This window comes from Flavobacteriales bacterium, from assembly GCA_030584065.1.
GTDB lineage: Bacteria > Bacteroidota > Bacteroidia > Flavobacteriales_F > PHOS-HE28 > PHOS-HE28.
Map to the genome: position 1 here is coordinate 3,601,338 of CP129489.1, position 15,078 is coordinate 3,616,415.

The 15,078-nt window shown below is 63.9% G+C and carries 14 protein-coding genes; 8 read left to right on the forward strand and 6 right to left on the reverse strand.

All coding sequences use genetic code 11. The annotated features are described in order from the left end of the window. Window positions 1-71: 71 nt before the first annotated feature. Window positions 72-1,388 (forward strand): hypothetical protein, encoded by a 1,317-nt coding sequence (locus QY325_14985; GenBank protein ID WKZ66061.1) that lies wholly within the window; start codon window positions 72-74, stop codon window positions 1,386-1,388. A gap of 188 nt (window positions 1,389-1,576) precedes the next feature. On the opposite strand, the gene alaS is transcribed toward QY325_14985, so the two are convergent. After that, complete coding sequence (alaS, locus tag QY325_14990; GenBank protein WKZ67993.1) at window positions 1,577-4,183, reverse strand: alanine--tRNA ligase; 2,607 nt, start codon at window positions 4,181-4,183, stop codon at window positions 1,577-1,579. A 153-nt stretch (window positions 4,184-4,336) separates the two neighbouring features. Here alaS and QY325_14995 point away from each other — a divergent pair, with 153 nt between their 5' ends. Further along, entirely contained in the window at window positions 4,337-5,308 is a 972-nt protein-coding gene (locus QY325_14995) for a M23 family metallopeptidase (GenBank protein WKZ66062.1), read from the forward strand. A 17-nt stretch (window positions 5,309-5,325) separates the two neighbouring features. After that, the gene (locus QY325_15000; GenBank protein ID WKZ66063.1) at window positions 5,326-5,703 is read left to right on the forward strand and encodes a MerR family transcriptional regulator; all 378 of its coding nucleotides are present in this window, start codon (window positions 5,326-5,328) and stop codon (window positions 5,701-5,703) included. On the opposite strand, the gene rfaD is transcribed toward QY325_15000, so the two are convergent. Next, the gene (gene rfaD, locus QY325_15005) at window positions 5,694-6,662 is read right to left on the reverse strand and encodes an ADP-glyceromanno-heptose 6-epimerase (GenBank protein WKZ66064.1); all 969 of its coding nucleotides are present in this window, start codon (window positions 6,660-6,662) and stop codon (window positions 5,694-5,696) included. The two genes, QY325_15000 and rfaD, sit on opposite strands and share 10 nt — an antisense overlap. Window positions 6,663-6,759: 97 nt before the next feature. On the opposite strand from rfaD, the gene QY325_15010 reads away from it, so the two are divergent. The 5 genes from QY325_15010 to QY325_15030 all read left to right on the forward strand — a co-directional run bounded on the left by QY325_15010 (window position 6,760) and on the right by QY325_15030 (window position 10,841). After that, complete coding sequence (locus tag QY325_15010; protein ID WKZ66065.1) at window positions 6,760-7,182, forward strand: 6-carboxytetrahydropterin synthase; 423 nt, start codon at window positions 6,760-6,762, stop codon at window positions 7,180-7,182. Next, a complete protein-coding gene (gene folE / locus QY325_15015; GenBank protein ID WKZ66066.1) occupies window positions 7,169-7,798 on the forward strand; it encodes a GTP cyclohydrolase I FolE in 630 nt (209 codons plus the stop codon). The genes QY325_15010 and folE overlap by 14 nt, the downstream gene beginning before the upstream one ends. 93 nt (window positions 7,799-7,891) lie before the next feature. After that, window positions 7,892-8,629: a Bax inhibitor-1/YccA family protein gene (locus QY325_15020; protein ID WKZ66067.1), complete on the forward strand. Its 738-nt coding sequence runs from the start codon at window positions 7,892-7,894 to the stop codon at window positions 8,627-8,629. A gap of 93 nt (window positions 8,630-8,722) precedes the next feature. Further along, entirely contained in the window at window positions 8,723-9,598 is an 876-nt protein-coding gene (gene fabD / locus QY325_15025) for an ACP S-malonyltransferase (protein WKZ66068.1), read from the forward strand. Between the two features lie 34 nt (window positions 9,599-9,632). Then, window positions 9,633-10,841: an MFS transporter gene (locus QY325_15030; protein ID WKZ66069.1), complete on the forward strand. Its 1,209-nt coding sequence runs from the start codon at window positions 9,633-9,635 to the stop codon at window positions 10,839-10,841. 3 nt (window positions 10,842-10,844) lie between these two features. On the opposite strand, the gene QY325_15035 is transcribed toward QY325_15030, so the two are convergent. The 4 genes from QY325_15035 to QY325_15050 all read right to left on the reverse strand — a co-directional run bounded on the left by QY325_15035 (window position 10,845) and on the right by QY325_15050 (window position 15,075). Beyond that, a complete protein-coding gene (locus tag QY325_15035; protein ID WKZ66070.1) occupies window positions 10,845-11,594 on the reverse strand; it encodes a histidinol phosphatase in 750 nt (249 codons plus the stop codon). A 2-nt stretch (window positions 11,595-11,596) separates the two neighbouring features. Further along, window positions 11,597-12,658, reverse strand: a complete 1,062-nt coding sequence (gene rfbB, locus QY325_15040; protein WKZ66071.1) for a dTDP-glucose 4,6-dehydratase — start codon at window positions 12,656-12,658, stop codon at window positions 11,597-11,599. A 97-nt stretch (window positions 12,659-12,755) separates the two neighbouring features. Then, a complete protein-coding gene (locus tag QY325_15045; protein WKZ66072.1) occupies window positions 12,756-14,054 on the reverse strand; it encodes a nucleotide sugar dehydrogenase in 1,299 nt (432 codons plus the stop codon). Continuing rightward, complete coding sequence (locus tag QY325_15050) at window positions 14,038-15,075, reverse strand: Gfo/Idh/MocA family oxidoreductase (protein WKZ66073.1); 1,038 nt, start codon at window positions 15,073-15,075, stop codon at window positions 14,038-14,040. Before QY325_15050 ends, QY325_15045 begins: the two co-directional genes overlap by 17 nt. Between the last annotated feature and the right edge of the window lie 3 nt (window positions 15,076-15,078).

The following is a 15,078-nucleotide window of genomic DNA, read 5'->3' on the forward strand; positions in this document are numbered from 1 at the left end:
TGCGTAGGCTTGCATGGCTAGGCCTATGCGCCTGTGCGCCGTTGTGCGCCCAGCATTGGGTGGATACTGGGATGCCTGGCTACAATCCGACCAGCCTCATCAAGGTATTGGTTGACCAAACCGAGGATCGCTTGTTGGTGGTTGGGTACACGACTGTCACGGGCGAGAACAGCGAACAATCGATAGTACGCTACAAGGATGGTGCATGGGATACGCTTGGCACCTTCTACGGTGGCCTATCTGATGCGGAGCGGTTTGGAGACACCTTGGTCGTTGCAGGTACAAGCAACCTGGACTTCGTAAACGAAATCCCAATAGAAGGAGCAGCTGCCCACTATGATGGCGCTTGGCACCCCTACGGCAGCTTTGATCTCGGCATCCGCAACCTCAAGATCATCAACGGTGAACTCTACGCCATCGGCGGTTTCGAGTACGTAGATGGCCAGCTCTGCAACGGCATCGCCAAGCGTGTGGGTGGGGTCTGGCAGTGTTTCGATCCGCCTCCGCAAACGCAAACCGGTGGCGGCCCAGACTTCTACGATGCCGAGTGGTACCAAGGTGAGCTCTATGCCTGCGGAAACTTCAGCTTCAATGCGAATGGCGAGAACGACATCATCGCCTTCGATGGCTCGGGCTGGTATGCACCTGGTGGAGGTTTGAGCGATGGCTTTGCCAATGGCCGTTGCCTCACGGTCTATCAAGATGAGCTCTACTTCGGCGGCGGCTTCACGGTGGCCGATGGCAACGCGGGCAATTGCATCATGAAATGGAACGGCACAGAGTGGAGCGGCCTCAATGGCGATCTGCAGGGCGTATTCAACGACAACCTCACCCGCGCCACCGCCCTGAGCTTCCTGCACCACGACGGCAAATTGCTGGTGGGTGGCGAGTTCAGCTACGTGGCGGGCAACCAGGCCAACCGCTTCGCCGTGTGGGACGGCACCAAGTGGTGCGGCTACAGCGACACCTTCGGGCCCACCAGCTTCTGCCAGTCCCTGGCCTTATATCACGATACGGTCTTTGCCGCTTGCGGCTTCGAGCTCAACGGCCAGCCCATCAATCAGGTGATCAAGTGGGTGGGCGATGCAGGCTTCGAAGGGGAATGGTGCAACTCACCGATCGGCGTTGAAGAAAGGTCTTCCGCGCAAGGCCTCTCGGTAGCTGCCTTGGGTGACGGCGCTTATCAACTGATGGTTCCAGCGGGAACCGCCATCGCACAGGTACGCCTCTTCGATCCGGCCGGTAGGATGGTGAAAGACCTGGGTTCCGCGATGCCCGGCGTTGGACGATTGCTGTTCGACCTCTCGACGCAAGCCGAGGGTCTTTACGTGTTGCAGGTGAACGTTGAAGGCATGCCACATGTCGTGCGCTTCAACCATAGCCACTGACCAATGTGGGGCTAGAAAACACCTTTATGGTCGAGCTCAATGAGCCTCAGCACCGTTAGCGCAGGCGCGCGTTAGCCGCCGAAGCGTTTGGAGCGAGTCGTGGCAAAGTAGACCCTCTCTTACCCTGCGACCTGAACTACGGCACTGTGCACCAGCGCGGCCAGTACAGGATGCGGCGTGCTCATGGCTCAGCTCAGCAACTCCGCCGCCTTCTTCAACGCATCGGCCATGCCGCCGGGCTCCTTGCCGCCGGCCGTGGCGAAGTCCGGTTGGCCACCGCCGCCGCCCTTGATCAGCGGACCGATCTGCTTGATGATGTCGACGGCCTTGAGGCCCGTGGCTTCCAGCGCTTGCTTGCCCAGGGATACCGCGAGCAGCGGCTTGCCGTCGATCACGGAGCCGGCCACGAAGGCGAGGTCGGCGTGCTGTTCGCGCAGTGTGAAGCCGAGGTCCTTCAGGCCCTGGGCATCGAGGTCGAGCTGTTCCACCAGCACCTTCACGCCCTTGCTGTTGGCCGTGGCCTTGGCGGGGATGGCGGTGGCATAACGCTTCACCTTCTCGCGGGCCGCCTTCTCCAGCTCCTTGGTGAGCGCGGTGTTCTGCTCCGCGAGCTTCTGCACGGCGGCCACCACATCGGCGGGGTTCTTCAGCAGGGCCTCGATGGCCTCCAGCTTCGCGAGCTTCTCGTTGATCATGCGCTCGGCCTCCAGGCTGGTGATGGCCTCGATGCGGCGGATGCCTGCGGCCAGTGCGCTCTCGCTCACGATCCGGAAGGGACCGATCACGCCGGTGCGCGGCACGTGCGTACCACCGCAGAGCTCGATGCTGGGGCCGAACTTCACCACCCGCACGTTGTCACCGTACTTCTCGCCGAAGAGCGCCATGGCGCCCATGGCCTTCGCCTCGGCGATGGGCACGTTGCGCTTGTCCTCGAACACGATGTCATCCGTGATCATCGCGTTCACCTCGCGCTCGATGGTGGACAGCTCCTCGGGCGTCACCTTGGCGAAGTGGCTGATGTCGAAGCGCAGGCGGTCGGGCGCCACCAAAGAACCCTTCTGCTCTACGTGCGTGCCCAGGTGCTTGCGCAGGGCGTGGTGCAACAGGTGCGTGGCGGTGTGGTTGCGCGCGGTGAGGCCGCGGCGCTGCGTGTTCACCTGCGCGGTGAGCGGCTGGGTCACATCCTTCGGCAGCTCCTTGGTGAAGTGCACGATCAGCTGGTTCTCGCGCTTGGTGTCGATCACTTCGACCTGATCGGCACCTTGCACCAACCAGCCCTGGTCGCCCACCTGGCCGCCGCCTTCCGCATAGAAGGGCGTGCGGTCGAGCACGAGCTGGAACTGGTCGCCGCCCTTGCCGGAGACCTTGCGGTAGCGCAGGATGCGGGCCTCGGTGCCGAGTTCGTCATAGCCGATGAAGGCGGTCTCGCCTTTGCCGAGCTCCACCCAATCTCCGGTGGTGACGGCCGTGGCGGCGCGGGAGCGTTCCTTCTGCTTCTGCAGCTCCGCCTCGAAGCCTTTCATGTCCACGCTCATCCCCTGCTCGCGCGCCATGAGCTGCGTGAGGTCGATGGGGAAGCCGTAGGTGTCGAAGAGCTCGAAGGCACGGTCGCCAGCGAGCGTCTCCTTCGACTCCGCAAGCGCTTGTTCGAGACGCTTCGTTCCTTGCTCCAGGGTGCGGAGGAAGGCCTTCTCCTCTTCCTGCATCACGCTCTCCACCAGCTGCTGCTGCTTGCGCAGTTCGGGGAACTGGTCGCCCATCTGCCCGGCCAAGGTCCTCACCAGCTCGTGCATGAAGGGCTCATTGAAGCCGAGGAAGCTGTAGCCGTAGCGCACGGCCCTCCGCAGAATGCGGCGGATCACATAACCCGCGCCGGTGTTGCTGGGCAGCTGCCCGTCGGCGATGGCGAAGCTGATGGCACGCAGGTGGTCGGCGCACACACGCATGGCGATGTCGGCCTTCTCCTCTGCACCGTAGGTCTTGCCGCTCCGTTTCGCGATGGCCTGGATCAGCGGCTGGAACACATCCGTGTCATAGTTGCTGCGCTTGCCTTGCAGCACCATGCACAGGCGCTCGAAGCCCATGCCGGTGTCCACGTGCTGGGCGGGCAATGTCACGAGCGAACCATCGGCCTTGCGCTCGAACTGCATGAACACGTTGTTCCAGATCTCGATCACCTGCGGGTGATCGTTGTTCACCAGCTCGCGGCCGGGCTTCTGCGCCTTTTCCTCGGCGGTGCGCACATCCACGTGGATCTCGGTGCACGGCCCGCAGGGACCGGTGTCGCCCATCTCCCAGAAGTTGTCCTTGCGGCTGAAGGGCAGGATGCGCTCGGCGGGCAGGTACTGCTTCCACAGGTCGCGCGTCTCCTCATCGGCGGGCAGGCCGTCCTTCTCATCGCCGCCGAAGTAGGTCACGTAGATGTCGGCCGTGTTGATCCTGTACTCGTCCACCAGCAGTTCCCAGGCCCACTGGATCGCCTCCTTCTTGAAGTAGTCCCCGAAGCTCCAGTTGCCGAGCATCTCGAACATCGTGTGGTGGTACGTGTCGATGCCCACCTCCTCCAGGTCGTTATGCTTGCCCGAGACGCGCAGGCACTTCTGCGTGTCGGCGATGCGTTTGTGCTTGGCCTCGCGGTTGCCCAGGAAGAGGTCCTTGAACTGGTTCATGCCCGCGTTGGTGAACATCAACGTGGGGTCGTCCTTCACCACCATGGGCGCGCTGGGCACGATGGTGTGGCCGTGCTTGGCGAAATGGTCGAGGAACTTCTGGCGGATCTGCTGGCTGGTGAGCATGGTCTGGGCGAAAACGCCCGCGAAGGTACCGAGGCGCGCCAACCGGTGGAGGTTGGGGGCCACGGCTCGGATCAACAGGCTTTAACAGCCGGGTGGGGCGGCTGCGGCGGGCTGGTGGAGGTGGGGGGCTATCTTCGGCAGCCGCCTGTTGCCATGGCCGAGCACAAGTATCGCTTCAATCCCAAGACGCTCAATTTCGAGCGCATTCGCCTGAGCACCTGGCAAAAGGTGCGGCGAACTGCGCTGCTTCTGCTCCCGGGCGTGGCCGTGGGGCTGCTGGGCATCTTCCTGGTCTACCAGTTCGTGGACAGTCCCAAGGAGGCGGAGCTCCGTCGCGAGAACAAGCAGCTGCTGGTGCAGTATGAATTGCTGAACAAGCAGCTCGCCGAGCTGGAGGGAGTGATGGCCGATGTGCGCCGCAGGGACGATAATATCTACCGGGTGATCTTCGAGGCCGATCCGGTGCCCGAGAGCATGCGCCAGGCAGGGGTGGGGGGCATCAACCGCTACCGCGAGCTGGCTGGCTATGCCAGCAGCGACCTGGTGATGGATACGCGCAAGCGCCTGGACCTGCTGGCCCGTCAGTTGGTGGTGCAATCGGTGTCGCTGGATGAAGTGGCCGAGCTGGTGCTCCGCAAGCAGGAGATGCTCGCCAGCATCCCGGCCATCCAGCCCATCCCCAATGAGGACCTCACCCAGACGGCCGGCGGCTTCGGCTGGCGCATCCACCCGATCCACAAGATCCAGAAGTTCCACGCGGGAATGGACTTCACCGCCAAGCTGGGCACCCCCATCCATACCACCGGCGATGGCAAGGTGGTATATGCGGATTACGGCACCAACGGCTACGGCATGCACGTGGTCATCGACCACGGCTTCGACTACCAGACGCTCTACGCCCACCTGAGCCGGATCGAGGTGCGCGTGGGCCAGCGCGTGAAGCGTGGAGATGTCATCGGGCTGGTGGGGAACACGGGTCTGAGCGTGGGGCCGCACCTCCACTACGAGGTGCACAAGGGCGGGCAGCCTGTCGATCCGGCCAACTACTACTTCAACGACCTGAGCCCGGAGGAATACGCGCGGCTGGTGGAGCTGTCGCGCAGCGCTGGGCAGGCGCTCGACTGATCGATACCTTCGCGCCGATGCCGCTCAAGCCCAAGACCATCGGAAAGCTCTACTGGACCATCGGCGAAGTAGCCGAGGAGCTGGGCGTGAACACTTCCTCCATCCGTTTCTGGGAGAAGGAGTTCGGCACGATCATACCCAAGCGCACCAACCGTGGTGACCGGCTCTACACCACCAAGGAGATCGACCAGCTGCGCACCATCCAACGGTTGGTGAAGGAGGAGGGCTTCACGCTCAATGGAGCGAAGAGCCAGATGAAGCAGGGCGCGGTGGCGAAGGATCCGGTGCCGGCCGCGGACCATGAGGCCATCCGCGAGCGGCTCCTTGCCATCCGGCGGTCCTTGGTGGAGCTGCGGAACGCGCTGGGAGGGGAGCCCGCATCGCCTCAGCAGTAGGCGCCCTTCGCGAGGTAGTTCGTCACGTAGTCGTTTACGCCCTCTTCAAGTGAGGCGAAGGGCTTGTCGTACCCGATGGCCTTCAGCTTGGCCATGTCGGCCTCCGTGAAGTATTGGTACTTGTCGCGGATATCGGCCGGGGTGTCGATGAAGGAGATGCGCTCCTCCCGGCCCATCGCCTTGAAGGTGGCCCGCGCAAGGTCGAGGAAGGTGCGGGCCTTGCCGCTGCCGAGGTTGTAGAGCCCGCTGTGCTTCCGGTGCTCCATCAGGTAGAGGCACACGCTGCAGACGTCCTTCACGTAAACGAAATCGCGGAGCTGCTCACCGTCCTTGTAGTCCGGCCGGTGGCTGCGGAAGAGCTTCATGCCCCCGGTATCACGGATCTGGTTGAAGGCGTGGAGCACCACGCTTGCCATGCGGCCCTTGTGGTACTCATTGGGCCCGTAGACGTTGAAGAACTTGAGGCCCGCCCAGAAGAAAGGCTTGTGATCCTGGGCCAGCGCCCACTTGTCGAAGTCGTTCTTGCTCTCCCCATAGGGGTTCAGCGGATGCAGGCGTTGGGGCAGGCTGTCGTCGTGATCGCTGTAGCCGAGCTCACCACTGCCATAGGTGGCCGCGCTGGAGGCATAGACCAGGGGGAGGCCGTACTTGACGCAGGCCTCCCACATGCGCTGGCTGTAGTGCAGGTTCAGCTCGTCGAAGATCGCCGCATTGAACTCGGTGGTATCGGTGCGTGCGCCGAGGTGGAAGATGAACTGCACGAGCTTCTCGTTCCGGTCCAGCCAGCGGAAGAAATCCGTGCGGTCGACCATGGCGGAGAGTTCCTTGCCCGACAGGTTGGGGGCCTTGTCCGTGCGGCTGAAATCGTCCACTGCCACGATGTCCTGCCAGCCCTGGCGCAGCAGCTCGCCCACCAAGGCGCTGCCGATGAAGCCTGCGGCTCCGGTCACTACGATCATGCAGCGAAGGTAGGGGGGCGGCCATCGGGTCGGGCCATGCGCGGCCCCGCTTGCTCAAGCCCGCATCCCAACGCCCTGCCCGCTACCTTTGACGGCAATGCCCATCGTGCACATCACCCGCCGGGAGCGCTTCAGCGCCTCCCACCGCCTCGCCCGCGCCGATTGGGACGATGCGAAGAACCTGGCCGTGTTCGGCAAGTGCTCCAATCCGAACGGCCACGGCCACAATTACGTGCTGTGGGTGACCGTGAGCGGTGAGCAGGATCCCGAGACGAGCTTCGTCACCGACCTCAGCCGGTTGAGCCGGATCATCAAGGAGCATGTGATCGATCACCTGGACCACAGGAACATCGATGCGGATGTGGCGTTCATGAAGGGGAGGCGCAGCAGCACAGAGAACCTGTGCGTGGCCATCTGGGAGCAGCTGGAGGTGCCGGTGAAGGCCTTGGGAGCCACGTTGCGTACGGTGAAGGTGGAGGAGACCGAGAACAATTATGCCGAGTACCATGGCGAGCGGTGAACACGAGACCAGCGGCGAGGGCTATGAACGGATAGACCAGTACGATCCCAAGCGGCTGGCCGAGATCAGCGGTCATTTCGCGCCCATCCTGAAGGCCATCGGCGAGGACCCCGGGCGCGAGGGCCTGAAGAAGACCCCGGAGCGCGTGGCCAAGGCCCTGCAGTACCTGACCCACGGCTATGACCTCGACCCGGCCGCCATCCTGCGCAGCGCCATGTTCACCGAGGACTATAGCCAGATGGTGCTGGTGAAGGACATCGAGGTGTATTCCATGTGCGAGCACCACATGCTGCCCTTCTTCGGCAAGGCGCACGTTGCCTACATCCCCAACGGGCGTATCGTGGGCCTGAGCAAGGTGCCGCGTGTGGTGGACGCCTTCGCCCGCCGCCTGCAGGTGCAGGAGCGCCTCACCGACCAGATCCGCGACTGCCTGCACGACACCCTTCAGCCCTTGGGCGTGGCGGTGGTGCTGGAGTGCTCCCACCTGTGCATGCAGATGCGGGGCATCCAGAAGCAGAACTCCGTGACCACCACCAGCGCCTTCACGGGCATCTTCCTGACCGATAACCGCACCCGGGAGGAGTTCATCCAGCTCTTGAGCGCGAGGCTCCATTGAGCAGGCACTGCCTGCCGACCGCTTCCGGTGGCTACCTTGGCCGTGGCCGCGGCCGTGATGACCGCAGGCCTCACCACGAATCAAAGAGCACGCATGGAGCAGCATCCCGCACCCGCCACCGGCCAGGTCATCTACGGCCCCGACGCCAGTGTGCGCACCTTCCTCAGCCACGTCTTCGCCTACATGGCCGCCGCGCTCATCATCAGCGGCGCCATGTCCTGGCTCTTCGCCAGCACGCCCGGGCTGCTCGCCTACCTCTATAGCGTCGATGGCGCAGGGCAGGTCACCGGCCGCAGCCTGCTGGGGTGGGGGGTGATGCTGGCGCCGCTCGGGCTGGTCTTCCTCATGGGCGGCATGGTCAATCGGCTCAGCGGCACGGCGATGCTGCTCACCTTCCTGGCCTTCGCCACGCTCATGGGCATCAGCCTGTGCTACATCTTCATCCTCTACGCGGCGTCGGCCATCATCAAGGTCTTCTTCATGAGTGCAGCCATTTTCGGCATCATGGCCGTGGCCGGCTACACCACACGGACGGACCTCACCCGGCTCGGCAGCCTCCTCTTCGTCGGCCTCATCGGCATCATCATCGCCACCGTGGTGAACATGTTCCTGGGCAGCAGCAGCATGGATTACATCATCAGCATCCTCGGGGTCATCGTCTTCACGGGACTCACCGCCTACGACATGCAGAAGCTCAAGCGCATGGGAGAGGAGGTGGCCACGGGAACGGAGACCTCACAGAAGATGGCCCTGATGGGCGCCTTGACCCTTTACCTCGACTTCATCAACCTCTTCCTGATGCTGCTGCGCCTTTTCGGACGGCGCGACTGACCAGGTACGAGGAGCGCGCCCGCAGGTCCATGCCAGATGCGCGCTCCATCCGCCCATGAGCCAGCCCGAGACCCAACATTGATCAACGACCGCATGACCGCCTACGTTTTCCCCGGACAGGGCAGCCAGTTCCCCGGCATGGGCAAGGACCTGTACGACGCCGACAGCAATGCCCGCATCTGGTTCGAGCATGCCAACGACATCCTGGGCTTCAACCTCACCGCGGTGATGTTCACCGGTAGCGATTCCGACCTGAAGCAGACCAATGTGACGCAACCCGCCATCTTCCTGCACAGCGTGGTGAAGGCCAAGGTGCTGGGCGATGCGTTCCAGCCCGCCATGGTGGCCGGGCACAGCTTGGGCGAGTTCAGCGCGCTGGTGGCCGCCGGGGCCATGGAGTTCGCCGATGGCCTGAAGCTGGTGGCTGCGCGGGCCAATGCCATGCAGAAGGCCTGCGAACTGCAGCCGAGCACCATGGCCGCCATCCTGGGCTTGGAGGACGAGAAGGTGGAGGAGGTGTGCAGGGCCATCCCCGGCGTGGTGGTGCCCGCCAACTACAACTGCCCCGGTCAGCTGGTGATCAGCGGCACCGTGGAGGCCGTGAACGCCGCCTGCGAGGCCCTGAAGGCTGCCGGTGCCAAGCGCGCGCTCGTCTTGCAGGTGGGCGGTGCCTTCCACAGCCCGCTGATGGAGCCTGCCCGCGTGGAGCTGGAAACAGCCATCGCCTTCACGCCCATCGTGAACCCGCGCTGCCCGGTGTACCAGAACGTGGACGCCCGTCCGCACACCGACCCCGCCCGCATCAAGGCCAACCTGATCGCCCAGCTCACCGCCCCTGTGCGTTGGACCCAGACGATGCAGCACATGCTCGCCGATGGGTGCAACAAGGTGGTGGAAGTAGGCCCCGGCAACGTGTTGCAGGGGCTGTTCAAGAAGGTGAGCAAGGAACTCGAGACGAGCGCCGCATAGGCGCCACCGCGCTCCCGGTACCTTTGCGCCGCCCATGCCCCCGAGCGGCCCCTCTTCCGTATTTGCCGCGCAGCGGACGGCCTATCCGGTCCTCCTCGCCATCGCATTCTCGCACCTGCTGAACGATACGGTGCAGGCGCTGGTCCCGGCCATCTATCCGCTGGTGAAGGCTTCCTTTCAGCTGAGCTACGCGCAGATCGGCCTCATCACGCTCACCTTCCAGCTCACCGCGTCCATCCTGCAGCCGCTGGTGGGCCACTGGACGGACAAGCACCCCCGGCCCTTTGCGCTGGTGGGCGGCATGGGCTCCACGCTGATCGGCCTGGCGCTGCTCTCCCAGGCGCACAGCTTTCCGATGATCCTGGGGTCGGTGGCCCTGGTGGGCGTGGGCTCTTCCATCTTCCACCCCGAGGCTTCGCGCATGGCCTACATGGCCTCAGGCGGCAAGCGCTCGCTCTCCCAATCGGTCTTCCAGCTCGGCGGGAACATGGGCTCCTCACTGGGCCCGCTGCTGGCGGCGGCGGTGGTGGTGCCCCTCGGTCAAGCCACGGTGGGCTGGTTCGCGGTGCTGCCGCTCGTGGCCATGGTCGTTCTGTGGCGTGTAGGGAGATGGTACATGCGCATCCTGGCCCTTCATCGCCGCGGGACCGCCCATGATGGGCCTGTGCGGCGCTCGGTGCTGCCCCGGAGCAAGGTGGCTCTCATCATCGCCACGCTGATGCTGCTGATCTTCTCCAAGCAGTTCTATGTGGCCAGCATGACGAGCTACTACACCTTCTACCTCATCGGCCGCTTCGGCCTCAGCGTGCAGGAGGCGCAGGTGCAGCTCTTCCTCTTCCTCTTCGCCGCCGCCATCGGCACCCTGCTCGGCGGCTTCCTCGGCGACCGCATCGGCTACAAGCGGATCGTATGGGCCAGCATTCTCGGCGCCGCGCCGTTCACCCTGGCCCTCCCTTACGCCGATCTCTTCTGGACCGGCGTGCTGGCCTTCCTGGCCGGTTTCATCCTAGCATCGGCCTTCTCCGCCATCCTGGTGTATGCCCAGCTGCTCATCCCCGGTCGTGTGGGGCTCGTGTCCGGACTGTTCTTCGGCTTCGCTTTCGGCATGGCCGGCCTGGGCAGTGCGTTGCTCGGACGCCTCGCCGATGCCACCGACATCGACACCGTTTTCCGGGTCTGCTCCTTCCTGCCCCTGCTGGGCCTGCTCTGCTGGTACCTGCCGGACCAGAAGCGCTTCACCTGAGGCTCATAGCCGGGCGTTCAGCAGCTTGCCGCTGGCAATCAGCTTGTGCAGATAGGGCCGCGCAAGGGTATTCCGGATCGCTTCCACGTGGTTCATGTTGTGGCAATCCGTGCCCAGCAGCTCATAGGAGCCCGCATCGATGAGGCGCTCCGCCACTTCCCTGGCCTTCGGGCCGTAGGCGCCGGAAAGGGCCACCAGGTTGAGCTGGAACAGCACGCCGCGCTCCTTCAGCCGCTCGTACTTGCTGAAGTCGCTGTGCCAGAATCCGTAGCGCTCGGGATGCGCCAGCACCGGACGGTAGCCTTGCGTCTGCATCAGGAAGACGATGTTGAGCAGCATGGCCGGCTCGCTGATGAAGGGCAGCTCGAAGAGCAGGAGCCGGTCGCCGAAGGTGAGCACCCGCCCTTCGGTCACCTTGCGCTCCAGCTCGTGGTCCAGGTAGTACTCGGCCGCCGCATCCACCTGGATGTCGATGCCCTGGCGCCGCACCTCGGCCCGCAGCTTCTCCAACCCGCCGAGGATGATCTCGGGTGTGTTGCGGTAGCCGTCGGCCATGCTGTGCGGCGTGGTGATCACCTTGCGGTAGCCGAGTTCGCGCATGGCGGCGAGCAGATCCATGCTCTGCTCCAGGCTCTGCGCCCCATCGTCGATGCCCGGGATGAAATGGCTGTGCACATCGCAGCCCAGGACGGACAGGTCTGCCGGGCCGAGCACCGGCTCCTTCTTCCCGAACAGGCTGCCGAAGAGGCCCATCGTCAGCGCTGGGCGTAGTGCGCCTGGTAGTACAGCTGGTAGGCGCCGCTCGTCACGTGGTCCAGCCATTCGGTGTTGGCGAGGTACCAGTCCACGGTGCGTTCCAGACCCTCCTCGAAAGTGATGCTCGGCCTCCATCCCAACTCCCGCTCGATCTTGGAGGCATCGATGGCGTAGCGCAGGTCATGGCCGGCGCGGTCGGTGACGTAGGTGATCAGCTTCGCGCTCTCCCCTTCGGCACGGCCGAGCTTGCGGTCCATGATGGAGCAGAGCAGGTGCACCAGGTCGATGTTCTTCCACTCGTTGTGGCCGCCGATGTTGTAGGTCTCACCGTTCCTGCCCTTATGGAAGATGGCGTCGATGGCGGCGGCATGGTCCTCCACCCACAGCCAGTCGCGCACGTTCTCGCCCTTTCCGTACACGGGCAGCGGCTTGCTGCTGCGGATGTTGTTGATCATGAGCGGGATCAGCTTCTCCGGGAAGTGGTGGCTGCCGTAGTTGTTGCTGCAGTTGCTCACCACGAAGGGCAGCTTGTAGGTGTTGCCGTAGGCCCGCACGAAGTGGTCGCTCGCTGCCTTGCTGGCGCTGTAGGGGCTCTGCGGGTCATAGGGCGTCTCCTCGGTGAAGAAGCCATCGTCATGGAGCGAGCCGTAGACCTCATCGGTGCTCACATGGTAGAAGCGCCTGCCCTCAAAGCTGCCCTTCCACGCTTCCTTCGCAGCGTTCAGCAGCGTGACCGTACCGAACACATTGGTGCGGACGAACGCCAGCGGATCGGTGATGCTGCGGTCCACATGGCTCTCGGCCGCGAGGTGGATGACACCATCGATGGCGTACTCCTTGAACACCCGGGCGACCGCTTCCGCATCACAGATGTCGGCCTTCACGAAGGTGTAGTTGGGGGCGTTCTCGACGTCGCGCAGGTTCTCCAGATTGCCCGCGTAGGTGAGGGCATCGAGGTTGATGATGCGGTGCTGCGGGTACTTCGTGACGAAGCGCCGCACCACATGGCTGCCGATGAAGCCGGCGCCGCCGGTGATGAGGAGGTTGCGTGTGTTGCTCATGTTCTAGCCTGGACGGCGCGACGAGTCGACTTCCGCTGTGCATGGAACGCGCTTGGCGTTCCCGTCGCGTCGTTGCGCCGTTGCGATGGGATGCATGTCAAAGGCTCCAGTACGTGATGTCCTTGATCTTCTTGCGGAAGACGCCCTTCAGGTCGACCAGCACGCCCTTGGGCCTCAGCATGCCCTTGAACCAGGCCTCGTCCTTGCTGGCGTACTCCGCGTGGTTCACCGCCACGATGATCGCATCGTAGGGCCCCTTCATCTCCTTTGCCAGCTCATAGCCGTACTCGTGCTTCACCTCATCGCTGTCGGCATGGGGGTCGGTCACGTCCACATGGCAGCTGAAGCTCTTCAGCTCGTTCACCACGTCGGCCACCTTGCTGTTGCGGATGTCGGTGACGTTCTCCTTGAAGGTGGCGCCCATCACCAGCACGCGCGCGTCGGCCGGGTTGGTGCCGGCGGCGATGATCTTCTTCACCGTCTGCTTGGCGGTGTAGCCGCCCATGCTGTCGTTCACGAAGCGGCCGGCATCGATGATCTGCGCGTGGTAGCCCAGTTCCTTCGCCTTGTACACGAGGTAGTAGGGGTCCACGCCGATGCAGTGGCCGCCCACCAGGCCCGGCTGGAACTTGAGGAAGTTCCACTTGGTGCCTGCGGCCTCCAGCACATCGTACGTATTGATACCCATCCGGTTGAAGATGATCGAGAGCTCGTTGATCAGGGCGATGTTCACGTCGCGCTGCGTGTTCTCGATGATCTTGGCGGCCTCGGCCACCTTGATGCTGGCCGCGCGGTGCACACCCGCCTTCACCACCAGCTCGTACACCCTGGCGACGGTCTCCGCGCTCTCGGCATCGCAGCCGCTGGTCACCTTCACGATGCGTTCCAGGGTGTGCTCCTTGTCGCCGGGATTGATCCGCTCCGGGCTGTATCCCACCTTGAAGTCCTCCACGAACCTCAGGTTGCTCAGGCGCTCCAGCAGGGGCACGCAGTCCTCCTCGGTGCAGCCGGGGTACACGGTGCTCTCGTACACCACGTAGTCGCCCTTCTTCAGCACCTGGCCCACGGTGCGCGTGGCCCCGAGCAGCGGGCCCAGGTCGGGGATGTTCTGGCTGTCGATGGGCGTGGGCACGGCCACGATGAAGAACTCCACCTCCTTCAGGTCGCTCAGTTCGGCGGTGAAGTGGATGTCGCATCCCTCGAAGTCCTCAGCGGGCAGCTCGTTGCTGGGGTCCTCGCCGCGGCGCATCATGTCCACGCGCTTCTGGTTGATGTCGAAGCCCACCACCTTGATCCTGCGCGCGAAGGCCAGGGCGATGGGAAGGCCCACGTAGCCCAGGCCGATCACGGCCAGCTTGGCCTCCTTCCTCAGCAGTCGGTCATACAGGTTGCTCATCCCTCTTCTCGTAGATGCGTTCGATGATCTCCACCACCTTGAGGCCCTCGAGGGCGTTGGTGGTCATGGTATTGCGTCCCTTCAGGGTGTCCACCACGTTGTCGATGATGTACCCGTGGTTGTTGGCGCTGCCCTTGTACGCGCCATAGTCGTTGGCGGGATTGGTGGGCGCCAGGTCGGGCATGGTGTAGCCCTGGATGTGGCAATGCTCCACCTTGTCCATGTACTGCCCGCCGATCTTCACGCTGCCCTTGCTGCCGATCACCGTGAGGCTGCTCTCCAGGTTCCTGTCCCACACGGCGGTGCTGTAGTTGAGGCAGCCCATGCCCCCGTTAAGGAAGCGGAAGGTGACCAGGCCGCTGTCCTCGAAGGCCGTGAGGTCATGGTGGCTGAAGTCGGCGAAGCGCCCGCGGATGTCGGTGATGTCGCCGAAGAGCCAGTACAGGATGTCGATGAAGTGGCTGAACTGGGTGAAGAGCGTGCCTCCGTCCAAGTCGGCCGTGCCCTTCCAGCTGCCGGGCTTGTAGTAGCGCTCGTCGCGGTTCCAGTAGCAGTTCACCTGCACCAGGTGGATGTCGCCGAGCAGCCCCTGGTCCACCACGCCCTTGATCCACTGGCTGGGCGGGCTGTAGCGGTTCTGCATCACCCCGAACACGGTGCGGTGCACCTGCAGGGCCTTGTAGAGCACGGCCTCGCAGCTGGCCTTGGTGAGCGCCATGGGCTTCTCGCACACCACGTGCTTGCGGGCCTCCAGCGCCTTGATGCTCTGCGGCGCATGCAGCCCGTTGGGCGTGCAGATGTTCACGACCTCGATTCCGGGGACGGCGGTGAGCATCGCTTCCAGGTCCGGGAACCAGGGGGCATCGAAGCCCTCCAGCCCGAGCTCCTCCTTGGGCCGGGTATCGCACAGGGCCACCAGCTCGCACTCGGGATGGCGCCGGATCATGTCAGCGTGCCGCTTGCCGATATGGCCGCAGCCGACCACCGCGAATCGGATCCTCTGTTCCGTGGGCAGCGGCATGGC

Coding starts and splice junctions, on each gene's coding strand:
- QY325_15030 (WKZ66069.1), top strand. CDS start 9,633: ATGCCCCCGAGCGGCCCCTCTTCCGTATTTGCCGCGCAGCGGACGGCC.
- fabD (WKZ66068.1), top strand. CDS start 8,723: ATGACCGCCTACGTTTTCCCCGGACAGGGCAGCCAGTTCCCCGGCATG.
- QY325_14995 (WKZ66062.1), top strand. CDS start 4,337: ATGGCCGAGCACAAGTATCGCTTCAATCCCAAGACGCTCAATTTCGAG.
- QY325_15020 (WKZ66067.1), top strand. CDS start 7,892: ATGGAGCAGCATCCCGCACCCGCCACCGGCCAGGTCATCTACGGCCCC.
- QY325_14985 (WKZ66061.1), top strand. CDS start 72: ATGCCTGGCTACAATCCGACCAGCCTCATCAAGGTATTGGTTGACCAA.
- rfaD (WKZ66064.1), bottom strand. CDS start 6,662: ATGATCGTAGTGACCGGAGCCGCAGGCTTCATCGGCAGCGCCTTGGTG.
- QY325_15000 (WKZ66063.1), top strand. CDS start 5,326: ATGCCGCTCAAGCCCAAGACCATCGGAAAGCTCTACTGGACCATCGGC.
- QY325_15035 (WKZ66070.1), bottom strand. CDS start 11,594: ATGGGCCTCTTCGGCAGCCTGTTCGGGAAGAAGGAGCCGGTGCTCGGC.
- rfbB (WKZ66071.1), bottom strand. CDS start 12,658: ATGAGCAACACACGCAACCTCCTCATCACCGGCGGCGCCGGCTTCATC.
- QY325_15050 (WKZ66073.1), bottom strand. CDS start 15,075: ATGCCGCTGCCCACGGAACAGAGGATCCGATTCGCGGTGGTCGGCTGC.
- QY325_15010 (WKZ66065.1), top strand. CDS start 6,760: ATGCCCATCGTGCACATCACCCGCCGGGAGCGCTTCAGCGCCTCCCAC.
- alaS (WKZ67993.1), bottom strand. CDS start 4,183: ATGCTCACCAGCCAGCAGATCCGCCAGAAGTTCCTCGACCATTTCGCC.
- QY325_15045 (WKZ66072.1), bottom strand. CDS start 14,054: ATGAGCAACCTGTATGACCGACTGCTGAGGAAGGAGGCCAAGCTGGCC.
- folE (WKZ66066.1), top strand. CDS start 7,169: ATGGCGAGCGGTGAACACGAGACCAGCGGCGAGGGCTATGAACGGATA.